17 protein-coding genes and 1 tRNA gene are annotated in these 21,395 nt (G+C 63.8%); 6 read left to right on the top strand and 12 right to left on the bottom strand.

All coding sequences use genetic code 11. The features are described 5' to 3' along the window. Positions 1-103: 103 nt before the first annotated feature. Positions 104-1,990: an ATP-dependent zinc metalloprotease FtsH gene (ftsH, locus tag LDZ27_RS05005; protein ID WP_244815607.1), complete on the bottom strand. Its 1,887-nt coding sequence runs from the start codon at positions 1,988-1,990 to the stop codon at positions 104-106. Between the two features lie 173 nt (positions 1,991-2,163). Then, positions 2,164-2,838 carry an RlmE family RNA methyltransferase gene (locus tag LDZ27_RS05000; protein WP_244815606.1) on the bottom strand — a complete coding sequence of 225 codons (675 nt, stop codon included), beginning with the start codon at positions 2,836-2,838 and terminating at the stop codon, positions 2,164-2,166. Between the two features lie 400 nt (positions 2,839-3,238). Between LDZ27_RS05000 and LDZ27_RS04995 the strand changes: the two genes are divergently transcribed. Continuing rightward, entirely contained in the window at positions 3,239-3,778 is a 540-nt protein-coding gene (locus tag LDZ27_RS04995; protein WP_244815605.1) for a YhbY family RNA-binding protein, read from the top strand. A gap of 52 nt (positions 3,779-3,830) precedes the next feature. Here LDZ27_RS04995 and LDZ27_RS04990 read toward each other — a convergent pair whose 3' ends face one another. The 7 genes from LDZ27_RS04990 to gloB all read right to left on the bottom strand — a co-directional run bounded on the left by LDZ27_RS04990 (position 3,831) and on the right by gloB (position 13,692). Beyond that, entirely contained in the window at positions 3,831-4,346 is a 516-nt protein-coding gene (locus tag LDZ27_RS04990; RefSeq protein ID WP_244815604.1) for a DUF4149 domain-containing protein, read from the bottom strand. Further along, a complete protein-coding gene (greA, locus tag LDZ27_RS04985) occupies positions 4,346-4,822 on the bottom strand; it encodes a transcription elongation factor GreA (RefSeq protein ID WP_244815603.1) in 477 nt (158 codons plus the stop codon). Before greA ends, LDZ27_RS04990 begins: the two co-directional genes overlap by 1 nt. Before the next feature lie 116 nt (positions 4,823-4,938). Next, positions 4,939-8,193 (bottom strand): carbamoyl-phosphate synthase large subunit, encoded by a 3,255-nt coding sequence (gene carB / locus LDZ27_RS04980; protein ID WP_244815602.1) that lies wholly within the window; start codon positions 8,191-8,193, stop codon positions 4,939-4,941. 20 nt (positions 8,194-8,213) lie between these two features. After that, positions 8,214-9,356, bottom strand: a complete 1,143-nt coding sequence (carA, locus tag LDZ27_RS04975; RefSeq protein ID WP_244815601.1) for a glutamine-hydrolyzing carbamoyl-phosphate synthase small subunit — start codon at positions 9,354-9,356, stop codon at positions 8,214-8,216. Positions 9,357-9,693: 337 nt separating this feature from the next. Beyond that, positions 9,694-10,926, bottom strand: coding sequence for an MFS transporter (locus tag LDZ27_RS04970; RefSeq protein WP_244815600.1), 1,233 nt, complete (start codon positions 10,924-10,926; stop codon positions 9,694-9,696). 113 nt (positions 10,927-11,039) lie between these two features. Next, positions 11,040-12,692: a transglycosylase SLT domain-containing protein gene (locus tag LDZ27_RS04965; protein ID WP_244815599.1), complete on the bottom strand. Its 1,653-nt coding sequence runs from the start codon at positions 12,690-12,692 to the stop codon at positions 11,040-11,042. A 160-nt stretch (positions 12,693-12,852) separates the two neighbouring features. Further along, positions 12,853-13,692, bottom strand: a complete 840-nt coding sequence (gene gloB, locus LDZ27_RS04960; protein WP_244815598.1) for a hydroxyacylglutathione hydrolase — start codon at positions 13,690-13,692, stop codon at positions 12,853-12,855. A 17-nt stretch (positions 13,693-13,709) separates the two neighbouring features. Between gloB and LDZ27_RS04955 the strand changes: the two genes are divergently transcribed. The 4 genes from LDZ27_RS04955 to LDZ27_RS04940 all read left to right on the top strand — a co-directional run bounded on the left by LDZ27_RS04955 (position 13,710) and on the right by LDZ27_RS04940 (position 15,893). Next, on the top strand, positions 13,710-14,531 hold the full coding sequence (locus LDZ27_RS04955) for a class I SAM-dependent methyltransferase (protein WP_244815597.1): 822 nt from the start codon (positions 13,710-13,712) through the stop codon (positions 14,529-14,531). Further along, the gene (gene rnhA / locus LDZ27_RS04950; protein ID WP_244815596.1) at positions 14,531-14,992 is read left to right on the top strand and encodes a ribonuclease HI; all 462 of its coding nucleotides are present in this window, start codon (positions 14,531-14,533) and stop codon (positions 14,990-14,992) included. Before LDZ27_RS04955 ends, rnhA begins: the two co-directional genes overlap by 1 nt. Before the next feature lie 21 nt (positions 14,993-15,013). Then, on the top strand, positions 15,014-15,751 hold the full coding sequence (gene dnaQ, locus LDZ27_RS04945; protein WP_244815595.1) for a DNA polymerase III subunit epsilon: 738 nt from the start codon (positions 15,014-15,016) through the stop codon (positions 15,749-15,751). Between the two features lie 67 nt (positions 15,752-15,818). Beyond that, positions 15,819-15,893 (top strand) — tRNA-Val (locus tag LDZ27_RS04940). Positions 15,894-16,000: 107 nt separating this feature from the next. Here LDZ27_RS04940 and LDZ27_RS04935 read toward each other — a convergent pair. From LDZ27_RS04935 to LDZ27_RS04925, 3 genes are all read right to left on the bottom strand, one after another. Further along, positions 16,001-16,474, bottom strand: coding sequence for a DUF2214 family protein (locus tag LDZ27_RS04935; RefSeq protein WP_244815594.1), 474 nt, complete (start codon positions 16,472-16,474; stop codon positions 16,001-16,003). A gap of 53 nt (positions 16,475-16,527) precedes the next feature. Continuing rightward, positions 16,528-17,355, bottom strand: coding sequence for a hypothetical protein (locus LDZ27_RS04930; protein WP_244815593.1), 828 nt, complete (start codon positions 17,353-17,355; stop codon positions 16,528-16,530). A gap of 247 nt (positions 17,356-17,602) precedes the next feature. Next, entirely contained in the window at positions 17,603-18,664 is a 1,062-nt protein-coding gene (locus LDZ27_RS04925; protein ID WP_244815592.1) for a glycosyltransferase family 4 protein, read from the bottom strand. 806 nt (positions 18,665-19,470) lie between these two features. Here LDZ27_RS04925 and LDZ27_RS04920 point away from each other — a divergent pair. Further along, complete coding sequence (locus tag LDZ27_RS04920; RefSeq protein WP_244815591.1) at positions 19,471-21,345, top strand: ABC transporter ATP-binding protein; 1,875 nt, start codon at positions 19,471-19,473, stop codon at positions 21,343-21,345. Positions 21,346-21,395 lie beyond the last annotated feature (50 nt).

Here is a 21,395-nt window from a genome sequence, read left to right as displayed (position 1 = left end):
CTGCTGGAGCAATTGACAGGCGCCCTGGCCGCGAACGCCGGGCCATAAAGAAAAAATGGGCCGGCGTGCAGTGCACGCCGGCCCATCGTCTGATGCCGGGAGTTTAGGCGGGAGCGGTCGCGCTGCCCGGCTTCACTTCCGTGCCGCTGTTCCCGCTCGGAGGCGTATCGCCTGAAGGCGGCGGCAAGTTCTTCGGCGGACGCGGCGGACGGCCCGCCATGATGTCGCCGATCTGGTCCGCGTCGATGGTTTCCCATTCGAGCAGCGCCTTGGTCATGGCCTCGACCTTGTCGCGGTTGTCTTCCAGCAGCTTGCGGGCGAGCGCGTATTGCTCGTCCAGAATGCGGCGGATTTCCGCGTCGACCTTCTGCAGCGTAGCTTCCGACACCGTCTTCGCGCCGAGCTTGCCGAACATGCCTTCCGGCTCGGTATCGACATAGACCATCGTGCCGAGGACGTCCGACATGCCGTAGCGCGTGACCATGTCGCGCGCCATCTTCGTTGCGCGCTCGAAGTCGTTCGAAGCACCGGTCGACATCGAGTTCAGGAACACTTCTTCCGCTGCACGGCCGCCGAACAGGATCGCGATTTCTTCCAGCATCTTGTCGCGATACAGGTTCACGCGGTCATGTTCCGGCAATTGCCAGGTAACGCCGAGCGCCCAGCCGCGCGGCATGATCGTGACCTTGTGGACCGGGTCTGCATGCGGCAGCAGCTTCGCGACGACCGCGTGACCCGACTCGTGATACGCCGTATTGCGGCGTTCCTCTTCGCGCATCACGGCCGACTTGCGCTCCGGACCCATGAAGATCTTGTCCTTCGCGTCCTCGAAATCCTGCATTTCGACGATGCGCTTGCCGCGGCGCGCCGCAAACAGCGCGGCTTCGTTCACGAGATTCGCCAGGTCCGCGCCCGAGAAGCCCGGCGTGCCACGCGCGATGACCGATGCGTCGACGTCGTTGGCGATCGGCACCTTGCGCAGATGCACCTTCATGATGTGTTCGCGGCCGCGGATATCCGGCAGACCGACATACACCTGGCGGTCGAAGCGGCCCGGGCGCAGGAGCGCCTTGTCGAGCACGTCCGAACGGTTGGTCGCTGCGATCACGATGACACCGGAGTTCGCCTCGAAGCCGTCCATTTCGACGAGCATCTGGTTCAGCGTCTGTTCGCGTTCGTCGTTGCCGCCGCCCATGCCGGCGCCGCGATGACGGCCGACCGCGTCGATTTCGTCGATGAACACGATACACGGCGCATGCTTCTTCGCCTGCTCGAACATGTCGCGCACGCGGGCCGCGCCCACGCCGACGAACATTTCCACGAAGTCCGAACCCGAGATGCTGAAGAACGGCACCTTCGCCTCGCCCGCGATGGCGCGAGCCAGCAGCGTCTTACCGGTACCCGGAGGGCCGACCAGCAGCACGCCGCGCGGAATGCGCCCGCCCAGCTTCTGGAACTTCTGCGGGTCGCGCAGGAAGTCCACCAGCTCCGACACTTCTTCCTTCGCTTCGTCGCAACCGGCGACATCGGTGAAATTGATCGCGTTGTTGTTCTCGTCGATCAGCCGCGCGCGCGATTTGCCGAACGAGAACGCCCCGCCTTTGCCGCCTCCCTGCATCTGCCTCATCATGTAGAACCAGAAGCCGATGATGAGAATCGTCGGTCCAAGGTAGTACAGCGCGGAGACGAGCGCATTCGGTTCATCGTCAGCCTTGCCGCTGACCTGAACGCCGTATTTCATCAGATCGCCGACCATCCAGATGTCGCCAGGCGACACGATCTGGTATTTCTGGCCGTCTGCCGGAGTGACCGTAAGATTGCGGCCCTGAACGGTGACGTTCTTCACCTTGCCGTTCTTCGCGTCGTCCATGAACTGCGAATACGACACGCCTTCCTGGACGCGGGGCTTATCGAACTGCTTGAACACCGTAAACAGCACCAGTGCGATCACGAGCCACACTGCCGCTTTAGAGAACATATTGTTGTTCAAAGCACCACTCCTCACTCATTGACGGGCGCCTACATAAACCTTGCGGCGCCACCAAAGCATTCTAATCCAGACGGCTAACCCCTGCCATAAGGTTTCTCTACCGCTTAAATAGCGGCAGATGGTCTTTTTTCGGCATATTCCGCGAAAATATCGCCGATTTTCGCCGACCTTGTTTAAGCGGGTCCCGCAGCCGGATGTTTGAGCCGCCGCCCGAGGATAAAAGTCTCGGACGATTTGTCCCGAGACGCCTTGGGCTTGCGCGGCGCCACCACTTTGAACTGGTGCTTGAACTTCTCGACGATCTGGCTATAACCGCTGCCGTGAAAACATTTGACTAGCAGCGCGCCCTCCGGTTTCAGATGGGTCTGCGCGAATTCCAGCGCCAGGTCGCAAAGATGCTCGATCCGCGCCGCATCCGCACTTGCCACGCCGGAGAGGTTGGGGGCCATGTCCGAGATTACAAGGTCCACCTGACGATCGCCGACGATTTCGCCGAGTTGAGCGAGCACGGCGTCCTCGCGGAAGTCGCCCTGGATGAACGTGACATCGGCGATCGGCTCCATCGGCAGAATGTCGAGCGCGATGATCGTGCCGTCGATGCCGCCCTGCCGATCCGCATCGCGCTTCGGGCTTTGGGCGAGCTTATTGCGCGCGTACTGGCTCCAGCTCCCCGGCGTCGAACCCAGATCGACGATGACCTGCCCCGGTCGGATGAGCTTGTCCAGCTCGTCGATCTCCTTGAGCTTGTACGCCGCGCGCGCGCGATAACCCTCGCGCTGCGCCATTTTCACGTAAGGGTCGTTGATGTGGTCATGCAACCACGAATGATTGAAGCGATTCTTTGCCATTCAAACTGAACTCATGCTGCGCGCCTGCGCGCTTCGGAAGGTATTTCGGTGACGCGCCGAATGCGCATCGGCGCGCTTCGTTGTGTGTCAAGCCAGCGTTGCGCGCGCAATCTTGCTGCAACGCGCGCGGCTTTTAGCGGATAATACGCGTCTTGTCGGCCGGAACGTTTCCGCGGGTGCTCGAATGCGCCCGGCAATCGCGTCTCCGGCCTATTTTGTTTATGGCGGCGGTCGAGTCCAATCTCGCGGGCCAAAGCCGGCCATCGCCGGGCACGCGCCGTTTCAGGCATCGCCCTGGCGCCGCGTCGCCGGGCTTTTCTGCCCTCCGCGCTTCGGCGCGCCGCCTTTGGCGCTCAAAACGCCGTTGCGCCGCCCATTTTAGTCGAGTCCCAAATTTCTCATGCCAGCTCTTGAACTCTCCCCTGCCCAGCGCTCCGAACATCGCTCGGAGGCCCACGCACTCAAGCCCGTCGTGCTCGTCGGCGCGGAGGGTCTCACGGATGCCGTGCTGAACGAAATCGGCGTGCACCTGGAAGCGCACCAGCTCATCAAGATTCGCGTGTTCGGCGACGATCGCGAAGCGCGCATCGCCATCTACGAAGAAATCTGCGATCGCCTGAACGCCGCGCCGATTCAGCATATCGGCAAGCTGCTCGTCATCTGGCGACCCGAGGGCGCCGCACCGGCCAAGGGCCGCGCAACGCGCACGCGCAGCACGATGCCGCCCAGCGCCGCCGAAGCCGCCGACCGTCCCGCGAAGGGCGCGGCGCCGCGCATCGTCAAGGCGGTGAAGATTTCGCGCGATGCGCCAGCCTTCAAGAAGCCCAAGAAGCAGACGCTGAAAGTGCTGGGTAACGAGCGCGTGACCGCGGGCGGCAACGTGAAGCGCGCGAAGAAGCGCCAGGCGAGTTCCAAGCGCCAGCACCAGACCGTGAAATGATCGATGCGGCGCGGACGTGAAACCGAAACGTCCGCGCCGCATCCAGCAGGGATCAACTGCGCGCGCGCTTGGCGGCCATCTTCGCCGACTTGTTCTTCGGCACGATCTTGGCCGGCGCCTGACCCGGAAGACGCCATACGAGCGCGATCCCGAACAGGCACTCGACCAGATAAATCGCGGTCGATATGCCATGCAGAATGCCGAACCGGCTCGCATACGGCGAATTGGCGAGATCGGTGCCGGCTTCCTGCGCCGCCATGCGCAGCGAATTCATGAACGGCTGCAACGCAAAGTAGCCGAGCAGCACGCATACGAGCATCACCGCGACCATCCACCGAACGCGCTTGTAGTCGGCAATGCCGCTCTTCACGAAGCGATTGCAGATCAGAATCAGAACCAGCGCGCTAACCACACCGACGAACGCCTCGATGCGGAAGTACTGCGCCGCGACCGATCCGGCCAGCGCGCGATCCAGCATGGAGAAGAGCACGGGCGCCGCGACGAGGCCGAGCGTCAGCAGACTGCCGACCCAGATCATCGCGACGAAGCGAAAGAGCCGGTGAGCCATCAGACGTAACGGACAGCGATGATTTCGTACTCGCGCGCGCCGCTCGGCGCCTGCACGGACGCGACGTCGCCCTCGGTCTTCGAGATCAGTGCGCGCGCGATCGGCGAGCTGACGGAAATGAGACCGTGGTCGATATCGGCTTCGTCATCGCCGACGATCTGATACGTGACCGTGTCGCCGGACTCCAGATCTTCCAGTTCGACCGTTGCGCCGAAAACGACGCGGCCATCGGCTTCGACCGTCGTCGGGTCGATGACCTGGGCTGCGGCCAGCTTCGATTCGAGTTCCGCGATGCGGCCCTCGATGAAGCCCTGCTTTTCCTTCGCGGCATCGTACTCCGCGTTTTCAGAGAGGTCGCCCTGCGCGCGCGCTTCGGCGATCGCATTGATGACCGCCGGACGCTCGACAGCCTTTAGGCGTTGCAATTCGTCGCGCAGCAACTCCGCGCCGCGCTTCGTCAAGGGAATCGTGCTCATAGACAACCCGGAAACAAAAACGTCCAAAAAAATTACCGCGGTTAAGCGCATCTCCCTATACGAAAGGAGATACCGCTTAACCGCGGCTCGTGATGCTTAGACCAGTAATCGAAGCCTTAGTTTAGGCGAGCATGCAAGCCTTGTAAATCATAGACTTCCAAATCGCGCAGATAACGCAGGCCCTCGACGGCCGCGCGCGCGCCCGACATCGTCGTGTAGTACGTCACCTTATTGGCCTGCGCGCTCATGCGAATCGAGCGCGAATCGGCGATGGCGGCGCGTGTTTCATCGACGGTCGTGAAGACGAGCGCGATCTCGCCGTTCTTGATCATGTCGACGATGTGCGGCCGGCCATCCTTCACCTTGTTGACGACCTTCACCGGCACGCCCGCCGCCGCGATCGCCGCCGCGGTGCCCTTGGTCGCCACGATCGGATAGCCGAGTTCGTTCAGCATCTGCGCGACCTCGACGGCCTTCGGCTTGTCGGCGTCCATCACGGTGATGAGCACCGTGCCGGATTCCGGCAGGCGCGAACCCGCCGCGAGTTGCGACTTGAAGAGCGCCTCGCCGAAGGTGCGGCCCACGCCCATCACTTCGCCCGTCGAACGCATTTCCGGCCCGAGCACCGGATCGACCGTCGGGAACTTGACGAACGGGAACACGGCTTCTTTCACGCTGAAATACGGCGGCACGATTTCCTTCGTCACGCGCTGCTGCGCGAGCGTCTGGCCGACCATCGCGCGGGCGGCGATCTTCGCGAGCGGCAGGCTCGTCGCCTTCGACACGTAAGGCACCGTGCGCGATGCGCGCGGATTCACTTCCAGCACGTAGATGATGTCCTGCTTCGAGCCATCTTCCTGCGGCACCTGCTGGATCGCGAACTGCACGTTCATCAGGCCGACCACGTTCAGCGCCTTCGCCATCGCGGCGGTCTGTCGCTTCAGTTCGTCGACCGTTTCCTTCGACAGCGAATACGGCGGCAGCGAGCAGGCCGAATCGCCCGAATGCACGCCCGCCTGCTCGATGTGCTCCATCACGCCGCCGATGAACACGGCTTCGCCATCCGAGATGCAGTCGACATCGCATTCGATCGCGTCGTTCAGGAACCGGTCGAGCAGCACCGGCGAATCGTTGCTCACCTTCACGGCCTCGCGCATGTAGCGTTCGAGGTCGCGCGGCTCGTGGACGATTTCCATTGCGCGGCCGCCGAGCACATACGAAGGACGCACGACGAGCGGATAACCGATCTCTTCGGCGAGCGCGAGCGCTTCGTCTTCCGCGCGCGCCGTGCGGTTCGGCGGCTGACGCAGCTCGAGATCCTTCAAGAGCTTCTGGAAACGCTCGCGGTCTTCGGCGGCGTCGATCATGTCGGGCGACGTGCCGATGATCGGCACGCCGTTCGCCTCGAGATCGAGCGCGAGCTTGAGCGGCGTCTGGCCGCCGTACTGCACGATCACGCCGACGGGCTTTTCCAGATCGACGATTTCGAGCACGTCTTCGAGCGTCAGCGATTCGAAGTACAGACGGTCGGAGGTGTCGTAGTCGGTGGAAACGGTCTCCGGGTTGCAGTTGACCATGATGGTTTCATAACCGTCCTCGCGCATGGCGAGCGCCGCGTGCACGCAGCAGTAGTCGAACTCGATGCCCTGCCCGATCCGGTTCGGCCCGCCGCCGAGCACCATGATCTTCTTTCTGTCCGTCGGATTCGCTTCGCACTCTTCCTCGTAGGTCGAGTACATGTACGCCGTCTTGGTGGCGAACTCGGCCGCGCACGTATCGACGCGCTTGTAGACCGGGCGCACCTTCAGCGCGTGACGCTTCTTGCGCACGTCGGCTTGCGTCGAGCCGGTCAGCTTCGCGAGACGGCGATCCGAAAAGCCGCTCTTCTTCAGGTACAGCAGTTCGTCGCGCGTGAGGCTTTCGAGCGTGCGGCCTTCGAGCGCCTTCTCTTTCAGCACGATCTGTTCGATCTGCGCGAGGAACCACGGATCGATCGACGTCTCTTCGAAGATTTCCTCACGCGTCAGACCGAGGCGGAACGCGTCGCCGAGATACCAGATGCGGTCCGGTCCCGGCTCGCCGATCTCACGGATGACTTCGTCGCGGCTCGTGGTCTTTTCATCGAGACCGTCGACGCCGACTTCCAGACCGCGCAGCGCCTTCTGAAACGATTCCTGGAACGTGCGGCCCATCGCCATGACTTCACCGACGGACTTCATTTGCGTGGTCAGGCGCGAATCGGCTTCGCGGAATTTCTCGAACGCGAAACGCGGCACCTTCGTGACGACGTAATCGATGGTCGGCTCGAACGATGCCGGCGTCTGGCCGCCCGTGATCTCGTTCTTGAGTTCGTCGAGCGTATAGCCGCATGCGAGCTTCGCCGCGACCTTGGCGATAGGAAAGCCCGTTGCCTTCGACGCCAGCGCCGACGAACGCGACACGCGCGGATTCATCTCGATGACGACCATGCGGCCGTCGTTCGGGTTGATCGCGAACTGCACGTTCGAGCCGCCCGTATCGACGCCGATCTCGCGCAGCACCGCGAGCGACGCGTTACGCAGCACCTGATACTCCTTGTCGGTCAGCGTCTGCGCGGGCGCGACGGTGATCGAGTCGCCGGTGTGCACGCCCATCGGGTCGAGGTTTTCGATCGAGCACACGATGATGCAGTTGTCCGCCTTGTCGCGGACGACTTCCATCTCGTATTCCTTCCAGCCGAGCAGCGATTCTTCGATGAGCAGCTCGCGCGTCGGCGAAAGATCGAGACCGCGACGGCAAATCTCTTCGAACTCTTCCTTGTTGTACGCGATGCCGCCGCCCGAGCCGCCCAGCGTGAACGACGGGCGAATGACGGTCGGATAGCCGCCGCTGCCGGTGGCTTCGGCGATTTGCGCCTGGACCACGAGCGCTTCTTCCATCGAATGCGCGATGCCCGACTTGGCCGAACCGAGGCCGATTTTCGTCATCGCGTCCTTGAACTTCTGGCGGTCTTCCGCCTTGTCGATGGCTTCCGGCGACGCGCCGATCAGCTCGACGTCGTACTTTTCCAGCACGCCGTGATGGAACAGATCGAGCGCGCAATTGAGCGCGGTTTGTCCGCCCATCGTCGGCAAAATGGCGTCCGGGCGCTCCTTCGCGATGATGCGCTCGACCACTTCCCACGAAATCGGCTCGATGTACGTGACGTCCGCCGTGTTGGGGTCTGTCATGATCGTCGCGGGATTGCTGTTGACGAGGATGACCTTATAGCCTTCCTCGCGCAGCGCCTTGCACGCCTGCGCGCCCGAATAGTCGAACTCGCACGCCTGGCCGATGATGATCGGACCCGCGCCGATGATGAGAATGCTCTTGATGTCTGTGCGCTTCGGCATAACTGCTCTCTATGTGTTCTTTAAGCGGCGACCTTCGCCGTCTCCATCAGCTTGATGAAGCGGTCGAACAGATACGCGATGTCGTGCGGGCCCGGCGACGCTTCCGGATGGCCCTGGAAGCAGAACGCCGGCTTGTCGGTGAGCGCGAAGCCTTGCAGCGTGCCGTCGAAGAGCGAGACGTGCGTGACCTTGGCGTTCGCGGGCAGCGTGGCGGCATCGACCGCAAAACCGTGGTTCTGCGACGTAATGACGACGCGGCCGTCTTCCATGTCCTTCACCGGATGATTCGCGCCGTGGTGCCCGGTTTTCATCTTCGCGGTCTTCGCGCCGACGGCGAGGCCCATGATCTGATGCCCGAGGCAGATGCCGAACGTGGGAATGCCTTTCGCGATGAACTCTTTAGTCGCCGCGATCGCGTAGTCGCACGGTTCCGGATCGCCGGGGCCGTTCGAGAGGAAGACGCCATCGGGATTGAGCGCGAGCGCGTCGGCGGCGGTTGCTTGAGCGGGCAGCACGGTCACATGGCAACCGCGCTCCGCAAGCATTCGCAGAATGTTGAACTTGACGCCGTAATCGAACGCGACGACGCGGAATTTCGGCGCTTCCTGCTTGCCGTAGCCGCTTTCGAGGCGCCATTCGCGCTGCGTCCATTCATAGCGGTCTTGCGTCGACACGACCTTCGCGAGGTCCATGCCGGCGAGACCCGGGAACGAGCGCGCGAGACGCAGCGCTTCGGCTTCGTCGTCGCTGCCGGCGAGAATGCAGCCGTTCTGCGCGCCCTTGTCGCGCAACAGGCGCGTGAGCTTGCGCGTGTCGATGCCCGCAATCGCGCAAATGCCTTGCGCCTTCAGATAGTCGGAGAGCGTCTGCTCGGAACGGAAATTGGAGGCAAGCACCGGCAAATCGCGGATGATGAGGCCGGCGGCATGGACTTTGGTGGCTTCGACGTCTTCGGCGTTGACGCCGACATTGCCGATATGCGGATAGGTCAGCGTGACGATCTGCTGGGCGTAGCTCGGATCGGTCAGGATTTCCTGATAGCCGGTGATGGCGGTGTTGAACACCACTTCGCCGATCGTCGAACCGGCCGCGCCGATGGAATGACCACGAAAGACCGTGCCGTCGGCAAGTGCGAGAAGTGCTGGGGAGAATGACGGCAACACGGGAAGCTCCTTGGGGAACACCCTGTTACCGACCTGTCTGTCCGAAATTCAGGCTTGTGTCCCGCCGCTCGATCAAGCGCGGGCTTCCTTTGCACGATGGCGGCGGCTCACAGGCGGGCATCGCGGCTCGAACCGGCTCACTTGCGTGGTGCAAGCGGGTCTCGAAGCGGACGACTGGCGGCGTGCGGCGCGCGCTGCCATGCGCAGCGAACGACGGTGAATGGGAGGTAGGCGCTAGGGTGCGGGGTTGATATGCTCAAACCTTCGAATTATAGCCCGAACCCGCAATTTCTCCAAATTTGGGAAACGTCTGCTTGCTGCCAAGAATCGTTCCTAATCAGGACGCGGCGCGCTCCGTCTTTTGCAGCGCCCGGCTCGGCAACACATACCAGACCGCGCTCGCGGCCTGCAACGCGATCAGCAGCGCCCACACCGTCACATGCGCGACCGCCGGGTAATGCCCGCCTTCGGGCGGCCATTGGGAAAGCATCGCGCCGACGCCCACCTGAAAGCCGAAGATGAGCACGAAGATCACGAGCGTGAGCGTCGTGCTGGCGCGCCCGATCATGTGCGACGGGAAGTATTCGGCCATCACCGCATAACTCAGGATGCCTGTGCCGCCGAAGAAGCCATACGCGGCGAGCAGGATCGCGGGCGGAAGGGGCACGCGCAGCACCATGAGCACTTGGACCACGACGTAAAGCGCCATGCCGACGCCGCAGAACGCATACACCGGGACGCCCCGCCGCTCCATGCCGCGCGCCGCCGCGCCGAAGCCGACGCAGCCGAACATCATCGCGAAGCCCAGCACCGAGACGAGCCCCGCGGCATGCTCGGGCGTGAGATTCATGACATCGAGCAGATAAGGGCGAATCCACAGCGATTGCATCGCGTAGAACACGCCTTGCGTCACGACGGAGAACGACGCGATTTTCCAGAACGCGCCGCTTTTCAGGATATGCCACGTCCCCTTGAACTGACTGATGACGTCGGCCCGATGACCCGCATCGGACTTGCGCGGAGCGAACAGACCGATCGCCGCCGCGACGACGAGCGTGAACATGCCGAGGCCGAAGGAAACCTGCCGCCACGTCGTCACGTGCAGCAGCGATGCCAGCGGCGAACCGACGACAACGCCGCCCAGCCCGCCGACGGCCATCGTGAAGCCATTGACGAGCGGGAGCCGCGCCACCGGAAAATGCTGCGCCGAAGCCTTGAACGCCGCGCTCAGGCACACGGAGACGCCGATGCCGATCAGCAACCGTCCGACCATGAGGCCCGCGAGCCCATGCGACGCGCCGAACGTCCAGATGCCCGCCGCCGCGAACACGAGCATGCCGGCCGTCACCGGACGCGGACCGAAGTGATCGAGCAGCACGCCGACGGGAATCTGCGCCACCGCAAAGCCGATGAAATAGAGCGACGTCAGAAGGCCGAGGTCCGCGGCCGACATGCCGAGGTCGTGCGTGATGAGCGGCGCGAAGCCCAGATTGACGCCTCGGAACACGTAAGAGACGAAATATCCGGCGGCGAACAGGAAGAATACGCGAAAGCGAACGGAGGACGGCATGCGGTTCTGGAGCTTGTCCGATTCTTTTGAGACGCCAGTTTAACCGCGCGGCCAAATGAAAACGCCGTCACCTTGGTGACGGCGCGGATAAAACATCCGAAGGCGTCGCGCGCTTACTTCTTTTTGCTCTTCGCGCTCGCCGCATGCGGCGCGGCAGGCTTGACGGTCTTCGCGACCGCAACCGGTTTCGCCGACGTCGCCGGTTTTACCGGAATGGACGCCGACACGCGCGTGAGCGTGTGGCCCGGCGCCTTGCCGTGCGGCGTCTTGGCCGTCACACGCGTGCCGATTCTGGTCACGCCGCCCGACGAATGGCTCGACGCCGCCACCGTTTCGACGCGCACCGGACCTGGCTCCGCCGGCACCGGACGTCCATACGGCACATGGAGCACGACGACCTGGCCGGGCATGAACGTGTCGCGATGCGTGTGATTCCACGCCCGAACCTGCGCGACGGACACGTCGTAGCGGTCCGCGAGCGTCGCGATCGACTGCTTGCGGCGCACGCGGATGGCCATCTTGCGCGTGTCCGGCACGTCGCGCTCGACGGCGAGCATCGCGTTCGCGGCGACGTCGGCGCTGATGTCTTCGTCGTCGTCATCCGTGCGCGGCACGACGATGGTCGAGCCGGGTTTCAGGCGCATGCCCGCCGGAATGCGATTGACCGACATCAGCGTGTCCGCGTCGACACCGATTTTCTCGGCGATCGCCGCGGGCCGCGCGCGTTCCGTGACCGTGTACGTGGTCCACGACGACAGCGCGCCGGTGTACGAGCTGAGATTGCGCTGGAACGTCGCGGCGTTGTCGAACGGCAGCAGGATCTGGGGATTCGTTGCGCCGAGAATGACTGGCTTCGCGAACGACGGATTGAGCGACCGGAACTCCTCGACGCTCATGCCGGCGAGCCTCGCGGCCATGGTCACGTCGATGTCCCGCGCGGTCGTGACCGTGACGAAATACGGGTGATTCGGAATATCCGGCAGCGCGAGGCCGTATTGCTGCGGATTCGAGACGATGTTCTTCACCGCCTGCAGCTTCGGGACGTAGTTGCGCGTCTCGTTGGGCATGCGCAGGCTTTCGTAATCCGTCGGCAAGCCGGCCGCCTCGTTGCGCGCGATGGCGCGCTGCACGTTGCCCTCGCCCCAGTTGTACGCGGCGAGCGCGAGATGCCAGTCGCCGAACATGTCGTGCAGGCGCGAAAGGTAATCGAGCGCGGCGGAGGTCGATGCCAGCACGTCGCGCCGCTCGTCCTGCCACATGTTCTGCTTGAGGTTGTAATCGCGGCCGGTGCCGGGCACGAACTGCCACATGCCAGCCGCTTTCGCCACCGACAGCGCCTGCGGGTTGTACGCCGACTCGATAAACGGCAAAAGCGCCAGTTCCGTGGGCATATGGCGCTGCTCGAGTTCCTCGACGATGTGATACAGGTACTTCTGCGAGCGCGTGGTCATGCGCTCGACGTAGTCGGGACGCTGCGCGTACCAGTTCACCTGCATGTCGACGAGATCGCTTTGCAGGTCGGGAATCTGAAAACCGTTGCGGATGCGGCTCCAGAGATCGGCCGACCCCGCGAGCGAAGTGACGGGCGTCTTGTCGACGTCGATGGTTTCCTTGGCGGCTGCGGTGCGGCGGATCGTGTCGGCGACTTCTTGCTGCGAGGCGGCGGTAGGAGCGGCGGCGGTTGTATTGGAGGCTGGCGCTGTCGGACCCTGGCTGGCACAGGCGGCCAGCGTAAGGACGGATAGCGCGCTAAGTGTTAGTCGCATGAACGTCTCGGCTTCCAAAAGATAAAGCTTGGAAATTTGGAGCCGATAGTACGGAACCGCACTTGGGACGTCAATAAGAACGCGCGTAAAACCCCTGCAAAATCCTGCATCTAACGGCGTTTCTCAAGTATCGGATTAAGTTCGCGGCAAGTTTGGCCGCTCACCGGAACGTGTCTTTCCATCCTCGCATCAGCCGGAACGCATCGAGGCGGCCTTTGACCGGCTCGCCGAATTGCGACGAAAGCGTCGCCTGAATTGCGGGCCGTTCGACGCGCAAGAAGGGATTTACGGCCTTTTCGTGGCGGATCGTCGTGGGCACGGTCGGTTTGCCGGCGGCGCGCAGCGCGTGCGCCTCGTCGTCCCAGCGGACGAGTGCGGCGTTGTCCGGCTCGCAAGCGCGCGCGAACCGAATGTTCGACAGCGTGTACTCGTGCGCGCAGTGGACATCGGTGGTATCGGGAAGCGCGGCGAGCGCATCGAGCGATGCCAGCATCTGCTGCGGCGTGCCTTCGAAAAGACGCCCGCAGCCGCTCGCGAAGAGCGTGTCGCCACAGAATAGATGCGGCGTGCCGCGCGCGTCGCCGGCCTGAAAATACGCGATATGGCCCGCAGTGTGGCCCGGCACGTCGATAACGGTAAATTCCAGCGCCGGGTGCGCGATACGCACGGCGTCGCCGCCCTTCAGCCGCTGCGTCAGATGCTCGATTGGCTCGCCGGCCGGCCCGTACACCGGCACGCCGCCCTCTGCCGATCGGCTATCGAGGAGCGCTTTCACACCGCCGACGTGGTCGCGATGATGGTGCGTGAGTAAAATAGCGGTCAGCCGCCAGCCGCGTCTTGCGAGATACGCTTCGACCGGCGCGGCGTCGCCCGGGTCGATCACGACGGCGTCCCGCGAGTCCGACACGAGCCAGATGTAATTGTCTTCGAACGCCGGAACCGGCACGTACTCGAGCGCGGGTCCGGGCGAATCTTCAGCAAGTGAATCCATGGCGATCATCTACGCGGCATCCGAACATGTCTGACCGAGCGATTATAGACTGGCCCGCCTGGACCAACTCGGCGCCGGGCCGTTACGTGCTCGAGTGGGAGCAGACTCAGCTCGACCGCCTGGTATCCGACATCTTCGGCTATCACGCGCTTCAGCTCGGCATGCCGCAACTCGACGCGCTGCGCGAAAACCGCATGACCGGCCGCGCCCTCGTGCTCGACGCGGAAAGCGGCGCAAGCGCGCCCTATACGCTGCCGCGCGCCCACGCCGCGGGCGTGAGCGCGCTGCCCGCCGCAAGCGCGCCGGAAGGCCGCAGCACCGTCTGGTGCGATCTTCTCGACTTGCCGTTCGAAGCGCAGAGTGTCGATCTGCTCGTGCTGCCGCATACGCTCGAATTCTCGCGCGATCCGCACCGGCTGCTGCGCGAAGCCGAACGCGTGCTCGTGCCCGAGGGCCAGCTCATCATTCTCGGGTTCAATTCGCTCAGTCTGTGGGGCGCGCGGCAATCGCTCGGCAAGGTGGCCGGACGCCCGTTCGTGCCCGCCGCGCACGACATGATCGCGTTCACCCGCATCAAGGACTGGATCAAGCTGCTCGGATTCGACCTTGAACGCGGACGCTTCGGCTGCTATCGTCCGCCGCTCGTCACCGACAAATGGCTGCAACGCTGCGCATTCATGGAGCCTGCGGGCGACCGCTGGTGGCCCATCTTCGGCGCCGCCTACATGATCACCGCGGTGAAGCGCGTGCGCGGCATGCGGCTCATCGGTCCGCGCAAGCTGAAGAAACCCGCGCTCGCGCCCGGTCTGGCCCCGGTCGCCGCCCCGCACATCCGCAACGAGCATTGATGACTGAAGATTCCGCATCGACCAAAGTAATCGACATCTACACGGACGGCGCCTGCAAAGGCAATCCCGGCCCCGGCGGCTGGGGCGCCCTGCTGCGCTTCGGCGCGCTGGAGAAGGAACTGTTCGGCGGCGAAGCCGCGACCACCAACAACCGCATGGAACTGATGGCGGTGATCGCCGCGCTCGAAGCGCTCAAGCGCCCGTGCCGCGCCGTGATCCACACGGACTCGCAATATGTGCAGAAAGGCATCAGCGAGTGGATTCACGGCTGGAAGAAAAAGAACTGGATGACGGCCGCGAAGACGCCCGTCAAAAACGCCGACCTCTGGAAGCGGCTCGACGCGCTCGTCGCGCAGCATCAGATCGAGTGGCGCTGGGTCAAGGGCCACGCCGGTCATCCCGAGAACGAACGCGCCGATGCGCTCGCCAATCGCGGCGTCACATCGCTTGCCGACAGCTAAACGCAGAAAAACAGACATCTCATGCGCCAACTGATACTGGACACCGAAACCACCGGCCTCAACGCTCGAACGGGCGACAGGATCATCGAGATCGGCTGCGTCGAGCTGGTCAATCGCCGGCTGACGGGCAACAACCTGCACTTCTATGTCAATCCGGAGCGCGACAGCGACCCCGGCGCGCTGGCGGTGCACGGGCTCACGACCGAATTCCTGAGCGACAAACCGAAGTTCGCCGAGATCGCCGCCGAGCTACGCGACTTCATCGCCGACGCGGAGCTGGTCATCCATAACGCGCCGTTCGACATCGGCTTTCTCGACATGGAATTCGCGCTGCTCGGGCTGCCGAAGGTCTCCGAGACGTGCGCGGGCGTGATCGACTCGCTCGCGCATGCGAAGCAGATGTTCCCCGGCAAGCGCAATTCGCTGGATGCGTTGTGCGACCGCTTCGGCATCAGCAACGCGCATCGCACGCTGCACGGCGCGCTGCTCGACTCGGAGCTGCTCGCCGAGGTCTATCTCGCGATGACGCGCGGCCAGGAAAGCCTCGTCATCGACATGCTCGGCGACGTGCCGTCCGAAGGCGATACGGCCGCGCCGCGCATTGCGCTGGACGATCTCGACTTGCCGGTGATTGCCGCGAGCGCGGACGAACTGGCCGCGCATGAAGCGGTGCTGAACGATCTCGACAAGGCGATCAAGGGCACGAGCGTATGGCGCACGGAAGCGGCCAGCGCCGAGGCCGATGCGGTCGCCGCCTGAATTTTCGAAATTGCTTGAAGAATCGCTTTACGAAACGCGATACGCCTGACATAATCTCAATCTCTTCGGGTGGTTAGCTCAGCGGTAGAGCACTGCCTTCACACGGCAGGGGTCACTGGTTCGATCCCAGTACTACCCACCAGAATTCTGGTGCTGGTAACGCCAAGACACCGAAGACTAAAAGGCCCGAGTCGATGACTCGGGCCTTTTTCATTTGCGGGCGTCGGACACTACTCGTGCCGCACGCGCCTACGTCGCCCATATGCCGCGCGTCATGCCGGTCGCGGCAATCACCATCACCATGACGAGCGCCGCTTCGAGATCGCTCATCCACGCGAAGCGTCGCGCACGCGTGAGATCGATCGCCCCGCCCTGCGCGAGCGCCGCGCGCCAGCGGATCAGCGCGAGCATCGGCGAGACTTCGATCAACAAGATCAGCACCAGCGCGGTCATCTTCAGGTGGAAAAGCGGCTCGTGCAGGTAGTACGCCCCGCCCTTTTCGAAGCCGCCGAACGCGCGCATGACGCCGGTCACGATCAGCACGATCGCCGTCACGCCCCAGACCATGTCGGAGCGAAAGACCTCGCGCAGACGAAGCTCATTCGCCTGCACCGATTGCGACGCATCCAGCCGGCGCAGCGCGCGCGCCCGCGCGAGCACCGAGGCAAGCGCGAAGCCGAAAGCGAGCAAATGAAGCGCGGCCAGCAACCAACGTATCAGCATCCTTTCCTCCCAGCATCGACAAGAAAGACGTGTGCCGCCGAAAGCCGCGCGCGTCAGACCTGACGCAACGTGGCGTCCAGTGCGCGGGCGGCGCTGCGGTCGCCCTCGCTCGCGAGCGGCGCGCGAAATACCGTGGTGCGATTGTGCCCGGCCGCAGCCGGCGAATCCCAGAGCAACTCGACTTTCGGACGGCGCGCGAACCAGCTTCTGCGCGCGACACCATTCGATTGCACGGGCGCCGCAGCCGGTTGCGCGGATGTCGCGAGGATGGTCGCCGGCGATGCGTCCGTCGACGGCGCCGGCCATCTCACCGACAACTCGCGCGCATCGTACTGCCCGAGCTTGCGGCTTTCGGCCCAGACCATCGCGGTGCGGGTGACGGGATCGAGAGAAATGGCGAATCGGCCGATGGCGAAACGGCGCGCCGCGATGTTCGTGCGCCAGAGAGCGCGCGGCCGGCAGATCCACATGACGACGGCGTAAAGCGCCGGCCCGACCGCAAGCCAGCCGTTGGTTTCGCCGAGCGTATGCACGAAGCGCCGCCAGCCCGACGCCCACACGAACGCGCCGACTGAAAACACCGCGAAGCCGAACGCGAGCAGCGCGAGAAAGCGCAGCGCCTGCCTGAGCCATTGCGGCAACGGATGCAGCGGCCGGTCGGTGCGCGCCTTCGCGCCGGGAAGCACGACGAGCAGGAAGATCAGCACGACATTGAGGCACGCCCACGGCGACGACGTCATCGCGTGAAGGGAAGAAAGGTAGCCCATCTGCGACATGGAAAACACCCAGCGCGCCGCGAGCACGACGCCGATGGCCCGCAGCGCGAAAACGGTGCCTGCGCCCGGTGCCGGGCTCGCGCTGGTTTGCTTGATTCTCGCCAAAGGGTGCTCCTGTCCACAAACGATGCTTGCCGCCACGGTCAGCGAAAACGCGCGGCGAACGCGCTTCGCGCATCGCGAAGCCCGGTCATTATAGGGAGATTGCGGATGTCGTCAGAGAATTCGATTCGGGCGCGTGCCGCAGCGCGCGAAAACCGGCAGGACTGTGCCAAAACGACAACGCCCCGCGCACCTTGCGGCGTGCGGGGCGTCGTTGAGCCGCATCGATGCGGCCGTCGGAACAGGTCCGTCAGGCGTTGACTTCGCGCAGAATCGTGCGGTGCTTCTGGCGCAGCAGTTCTTCATAGTTCTGCACGTAGCGCGCGGCCATCACCTTCGACGAGAAGCGCGTTTCGAACGCCTCGCGGACTTTCGCGCGCGACAGCGAGTCGAGACGCTTGACGGCGGCGATCGCCGAAAGCTCGTCTTCCACGACGAAGCCCGACACGCCGTTATCGATCACTTCCGGCACCGAACCGCGATTGAACGCGATCACCGGCGTGCCGCACGCCATCGCTTCGATCATCACGAGGCCGAAGGGCTCCGGCCAGTCGATCGGGAAGAGCAGCGCGTGCGCATTGCCGAGAAACTCGGTCTTTTCCGCCTCGCTGATTTCGCCGATGTACTCGACATGCGGCAGCGCGAAGAGCGGCTTGATCTCTTCTTCGTAATAGGCGCGGTCGGCCTTGTCGAGCTTCGCGGCGATCTTGATCTTCATGCCCGCCGCCTGGGCGATGCGAATCGCGCGGTCCACGCGCTTCTCCGGCGAGATGCGGCCGAGGAACGCGAGATAACCGGGCTTCACGTTCGGAATCGGCGTGAGCAGATTCTCCGGCAGGCCGTGATAAACCGTCGAGAGCCAGTTCGCCTGCGGCAGCGGCTGACGCTGATTGTCCGAGATCGATACGACCGGCACGTCCTTGAACGTGCTGAAGATCGGCTGCAGTTCGGGCAGGTCGAGGCGGCCGTGCATCGTCGTCAAGAACGGCACCGGCTGGCGCGCGAACAGCGAGAACGGGTAATAGTCGATGTGAAAGTGCAGCACGTCGAACTCGTCGGCGCGGCGGCGGACTTCCTCGAGCAGCAGCATGTGCGGCGCCATCGTGTCGCGGATGGTCGGATCCAGGCGCAGCGCTTGCGGCCAGAAGGCTTCGAGCTTCGCGGACGTTTGCGAATCACCGCTCGCGAAGAGCGTGACGTCGTGTCCGGCCTCGACAAGAGCCTCGGTCAGATAAGACACCACGCGTTCCGTGCCGCCGTAGAGCTTCGGCGGAACAGCCTCGTGGAGGGGCGCGATTTGAGCGATTCGCATTGTCGTGAAACTCCTAATAAAAGGTCAGGCAAGGTACTGCTGTCATGTTTGACGTCGAGAGCGAATCGCTCGGCTCGGGCGAAAGCCTGGCGCGCGCCTCGCGCGGCGGCAAACGGCTGATGCTCGAGTGAAAAAGCGGGCTCGCTGATCACCGGCTCTGCGCGGGCGTTCAGGCAAAGCAACTTCGAAGCCATATCTCAAAAAGCGCCGCGCTCAGCAATAAACGCGCTTGCGCTGCGGCGGTTGACGCCAACCTACAGAAAGCTGTCGAAGCGCCTAAGTAAAAACCCGGAGCGAATTATGGGGCTTTCTACAGCGGCTACAGGCAGTCATTTCAACTTATTTACCTTGTTACACCGAGGAAACATATTACAAACCCCTGTTTATTAGGGTTGTTCTACATTGGAGCACGAGCCGCGGCCATGCTCGGAAGTCGCTTCGCGGGTTCGCCTCGCATCCCGGCTCCTCATCTCGATGCTGGCGCGGTGCATGCTTTGTCGACGCTGCCGCGTAGCGACGTCCAAAGTGCGCGAGGCGGCGTGCCGGCGGACGCTTCATCGCAAAAGAGCGCGCGATGTGCTTACAATGCGCGCCCAAGCCTCGAGGCGCACCGGCGGGCGGGCAGCAGGCCGCGCGCACGATGACATCGGCGTGGCGAATCCGCCGCGCGTCATGTGCCCGAATGACGTTCGTCTGGCCGGTTACTGGCTACAATTCAGCGACGGAGACGGCGCCGCGTCGCCGGGTTTGACGTCAACCGCGCCGGCCGGGCCGACGCATCGGACAGAATCCGCATCCGAGTGGCAATGCCCGAACGCGCACCACACGCTCAACCGCTTCACGACCACAAAAGACCATTGGACCAACTCACCGTCTCCCAGCGTAACGCGCACAACGCCAAGCTCGCGAGCTACGCGCATCGCCCGCTCGCGTTCCTGATGCGTTACATCCGCCGGCATCCGGTCGCGCATGCCATCGTGCTCTTCAGCGTGTTCGCCGCAGTCGGATGCGCGCTGGCGTCGCAATACGCGATCAAGCATCTGATCGACGTGCTCGGACAGGGCCGCGGCCACCCCGGCCCGCTGTGGGGCGCGTTCATGATCCTCGTCGGACTGATCGCCGCCGACAATCTGCTCTGGCGCGTCGGCGGCTGGGTCGGCGCACACGTCTTCGTGATCGTCACGGGCGACCTGCGCCGCGACCTCTTCTCCTACCTCTCCGGCCATTCGCCGACCTACTTCTCCGAGAAGCAGCCCGGCATGCTCGCGAGCCGCATCACGGCGACGTCGAACGCCATCTACACGTCCGAGAACGTGATGGCGTGGAACGTCCTGCCGCCGTGCATCGCGGTGTTGGGCGCGATCGTCATGATCGTTGCGGTGAATCCGCTGATGGCCGCGGGCCTCATGGCCGCTTCGCTGATCCTCGCGCTCATTCTTTACCGGCTCGCGAAGCGCGGGTCGGCGCGGCATCACAGCTTTGCGTCGAAGGCGGCGTCGGTGGACGGCGAACTCGTCGACGTCATCGGCAACATGGCGCTCGTGCGCGCGTTCGGCATGACGATCCGCGAACAGAAGCGCTTCGGCTCGACGGTCAAGGCCGAAATGGTCGCGCGCCAGCAAAGCCTGCTGTACCTCGAAAAGCTGCGGCTCTTTCACGCCGTCGTCACCGCGATTCTTTCGGCCGGTCTGCTCGGCTGGGCGCTGTGGCTGTGGTCGAAGGGTCAGGCGACATCGGGCGATATCGTGCTCGTCAGCTCGCTCGGGTTCACCATTCTTCACGGCACGCGCGATCTCGCCGTCGCGCTCGTCGATGTCACGCAGCACGTCGCGCGTCTCGCCGAAGCCGTCCAGACGCTGCTGGAGCCGCATGGCATGCCGGACCGCTCGGACGCCACGGAACTCGTGCCGCAGGGCGGGCGCGTGGATTTCGAAGGCGTCACGTTCGCGTATCCGCGCCGCCGCCCGATCCTCGACAGCTTCCATCTGCATATCGAGCCGGGCCAGCGCGTCGGGCTCATCGGCAAGTCGGGCGCGGGCAAATCCACGGTGCTCGCGCTTCTGCAGCGCTTCTACGAGACGCAAAAAGGCAGCATCAAGATCGACGGGCAGGATATCGGCGCGATCACGCAGGACAGCCTGCGCCACGCGATCGCGCTGGTGCCGCAGGACATTTCGCTCTTCCATCGCACGGTGTTCGAGAACATCGCGTATGGGCGTCCGGACGCGAGCCGCGAGGAAGTGTTCGCGGCGGCCCGCGAAGCGCGCTGCACCGATTTCATCGAGGCGATGCCGGAAGGTTTCGACACCATCGTCGGCGATCGCGGCGTGAAGCTGTCGGGCGGCCAGCGACAGCGCATCGCGATTGCGCGCGCGATTCTGAAAAACGCGCCGATCCTGCTGCTCGACGAAGCCACGTCCGCGCTCGACAGCGCCTCCGAAGAAGCGATCCAGCAGGCGCTCGACCGCCTGATGGTCGGCCGCACGGTGATCGCCATCGCGCACCGTTTGTCGACGCTACAGAACTTCGACCGCATCATCGTGATGAGCGCGGGCAAGGTCATCGACGACGGTTCGCCGCAAGAACTGCGCGAACGTCCGGGGCTGTATCGCGAGTTGCTTGCGAAGCAGCACGGCAAGCTGCCTTCCATCGTCGCGACGCCGCACAAGCAGCCGGCCTGACCGCTGCAACGGAAAAAGCCGCGTTTCCTGAAAAAGGAACGCGGCTTTTT

The sequence above is a fragment of the Caballeronia sp. Lep1P3 genome, from assembly GCF_022879595.1.
Lineage (GTDB): Bacteria > Pseudomonadota > Gammaproteobacteria > Burkholderiales > Burkholderiaceae > Caballeronia.
This window is presented reverse-complemented; position numbering and strand designations above follow the sequence as displayed.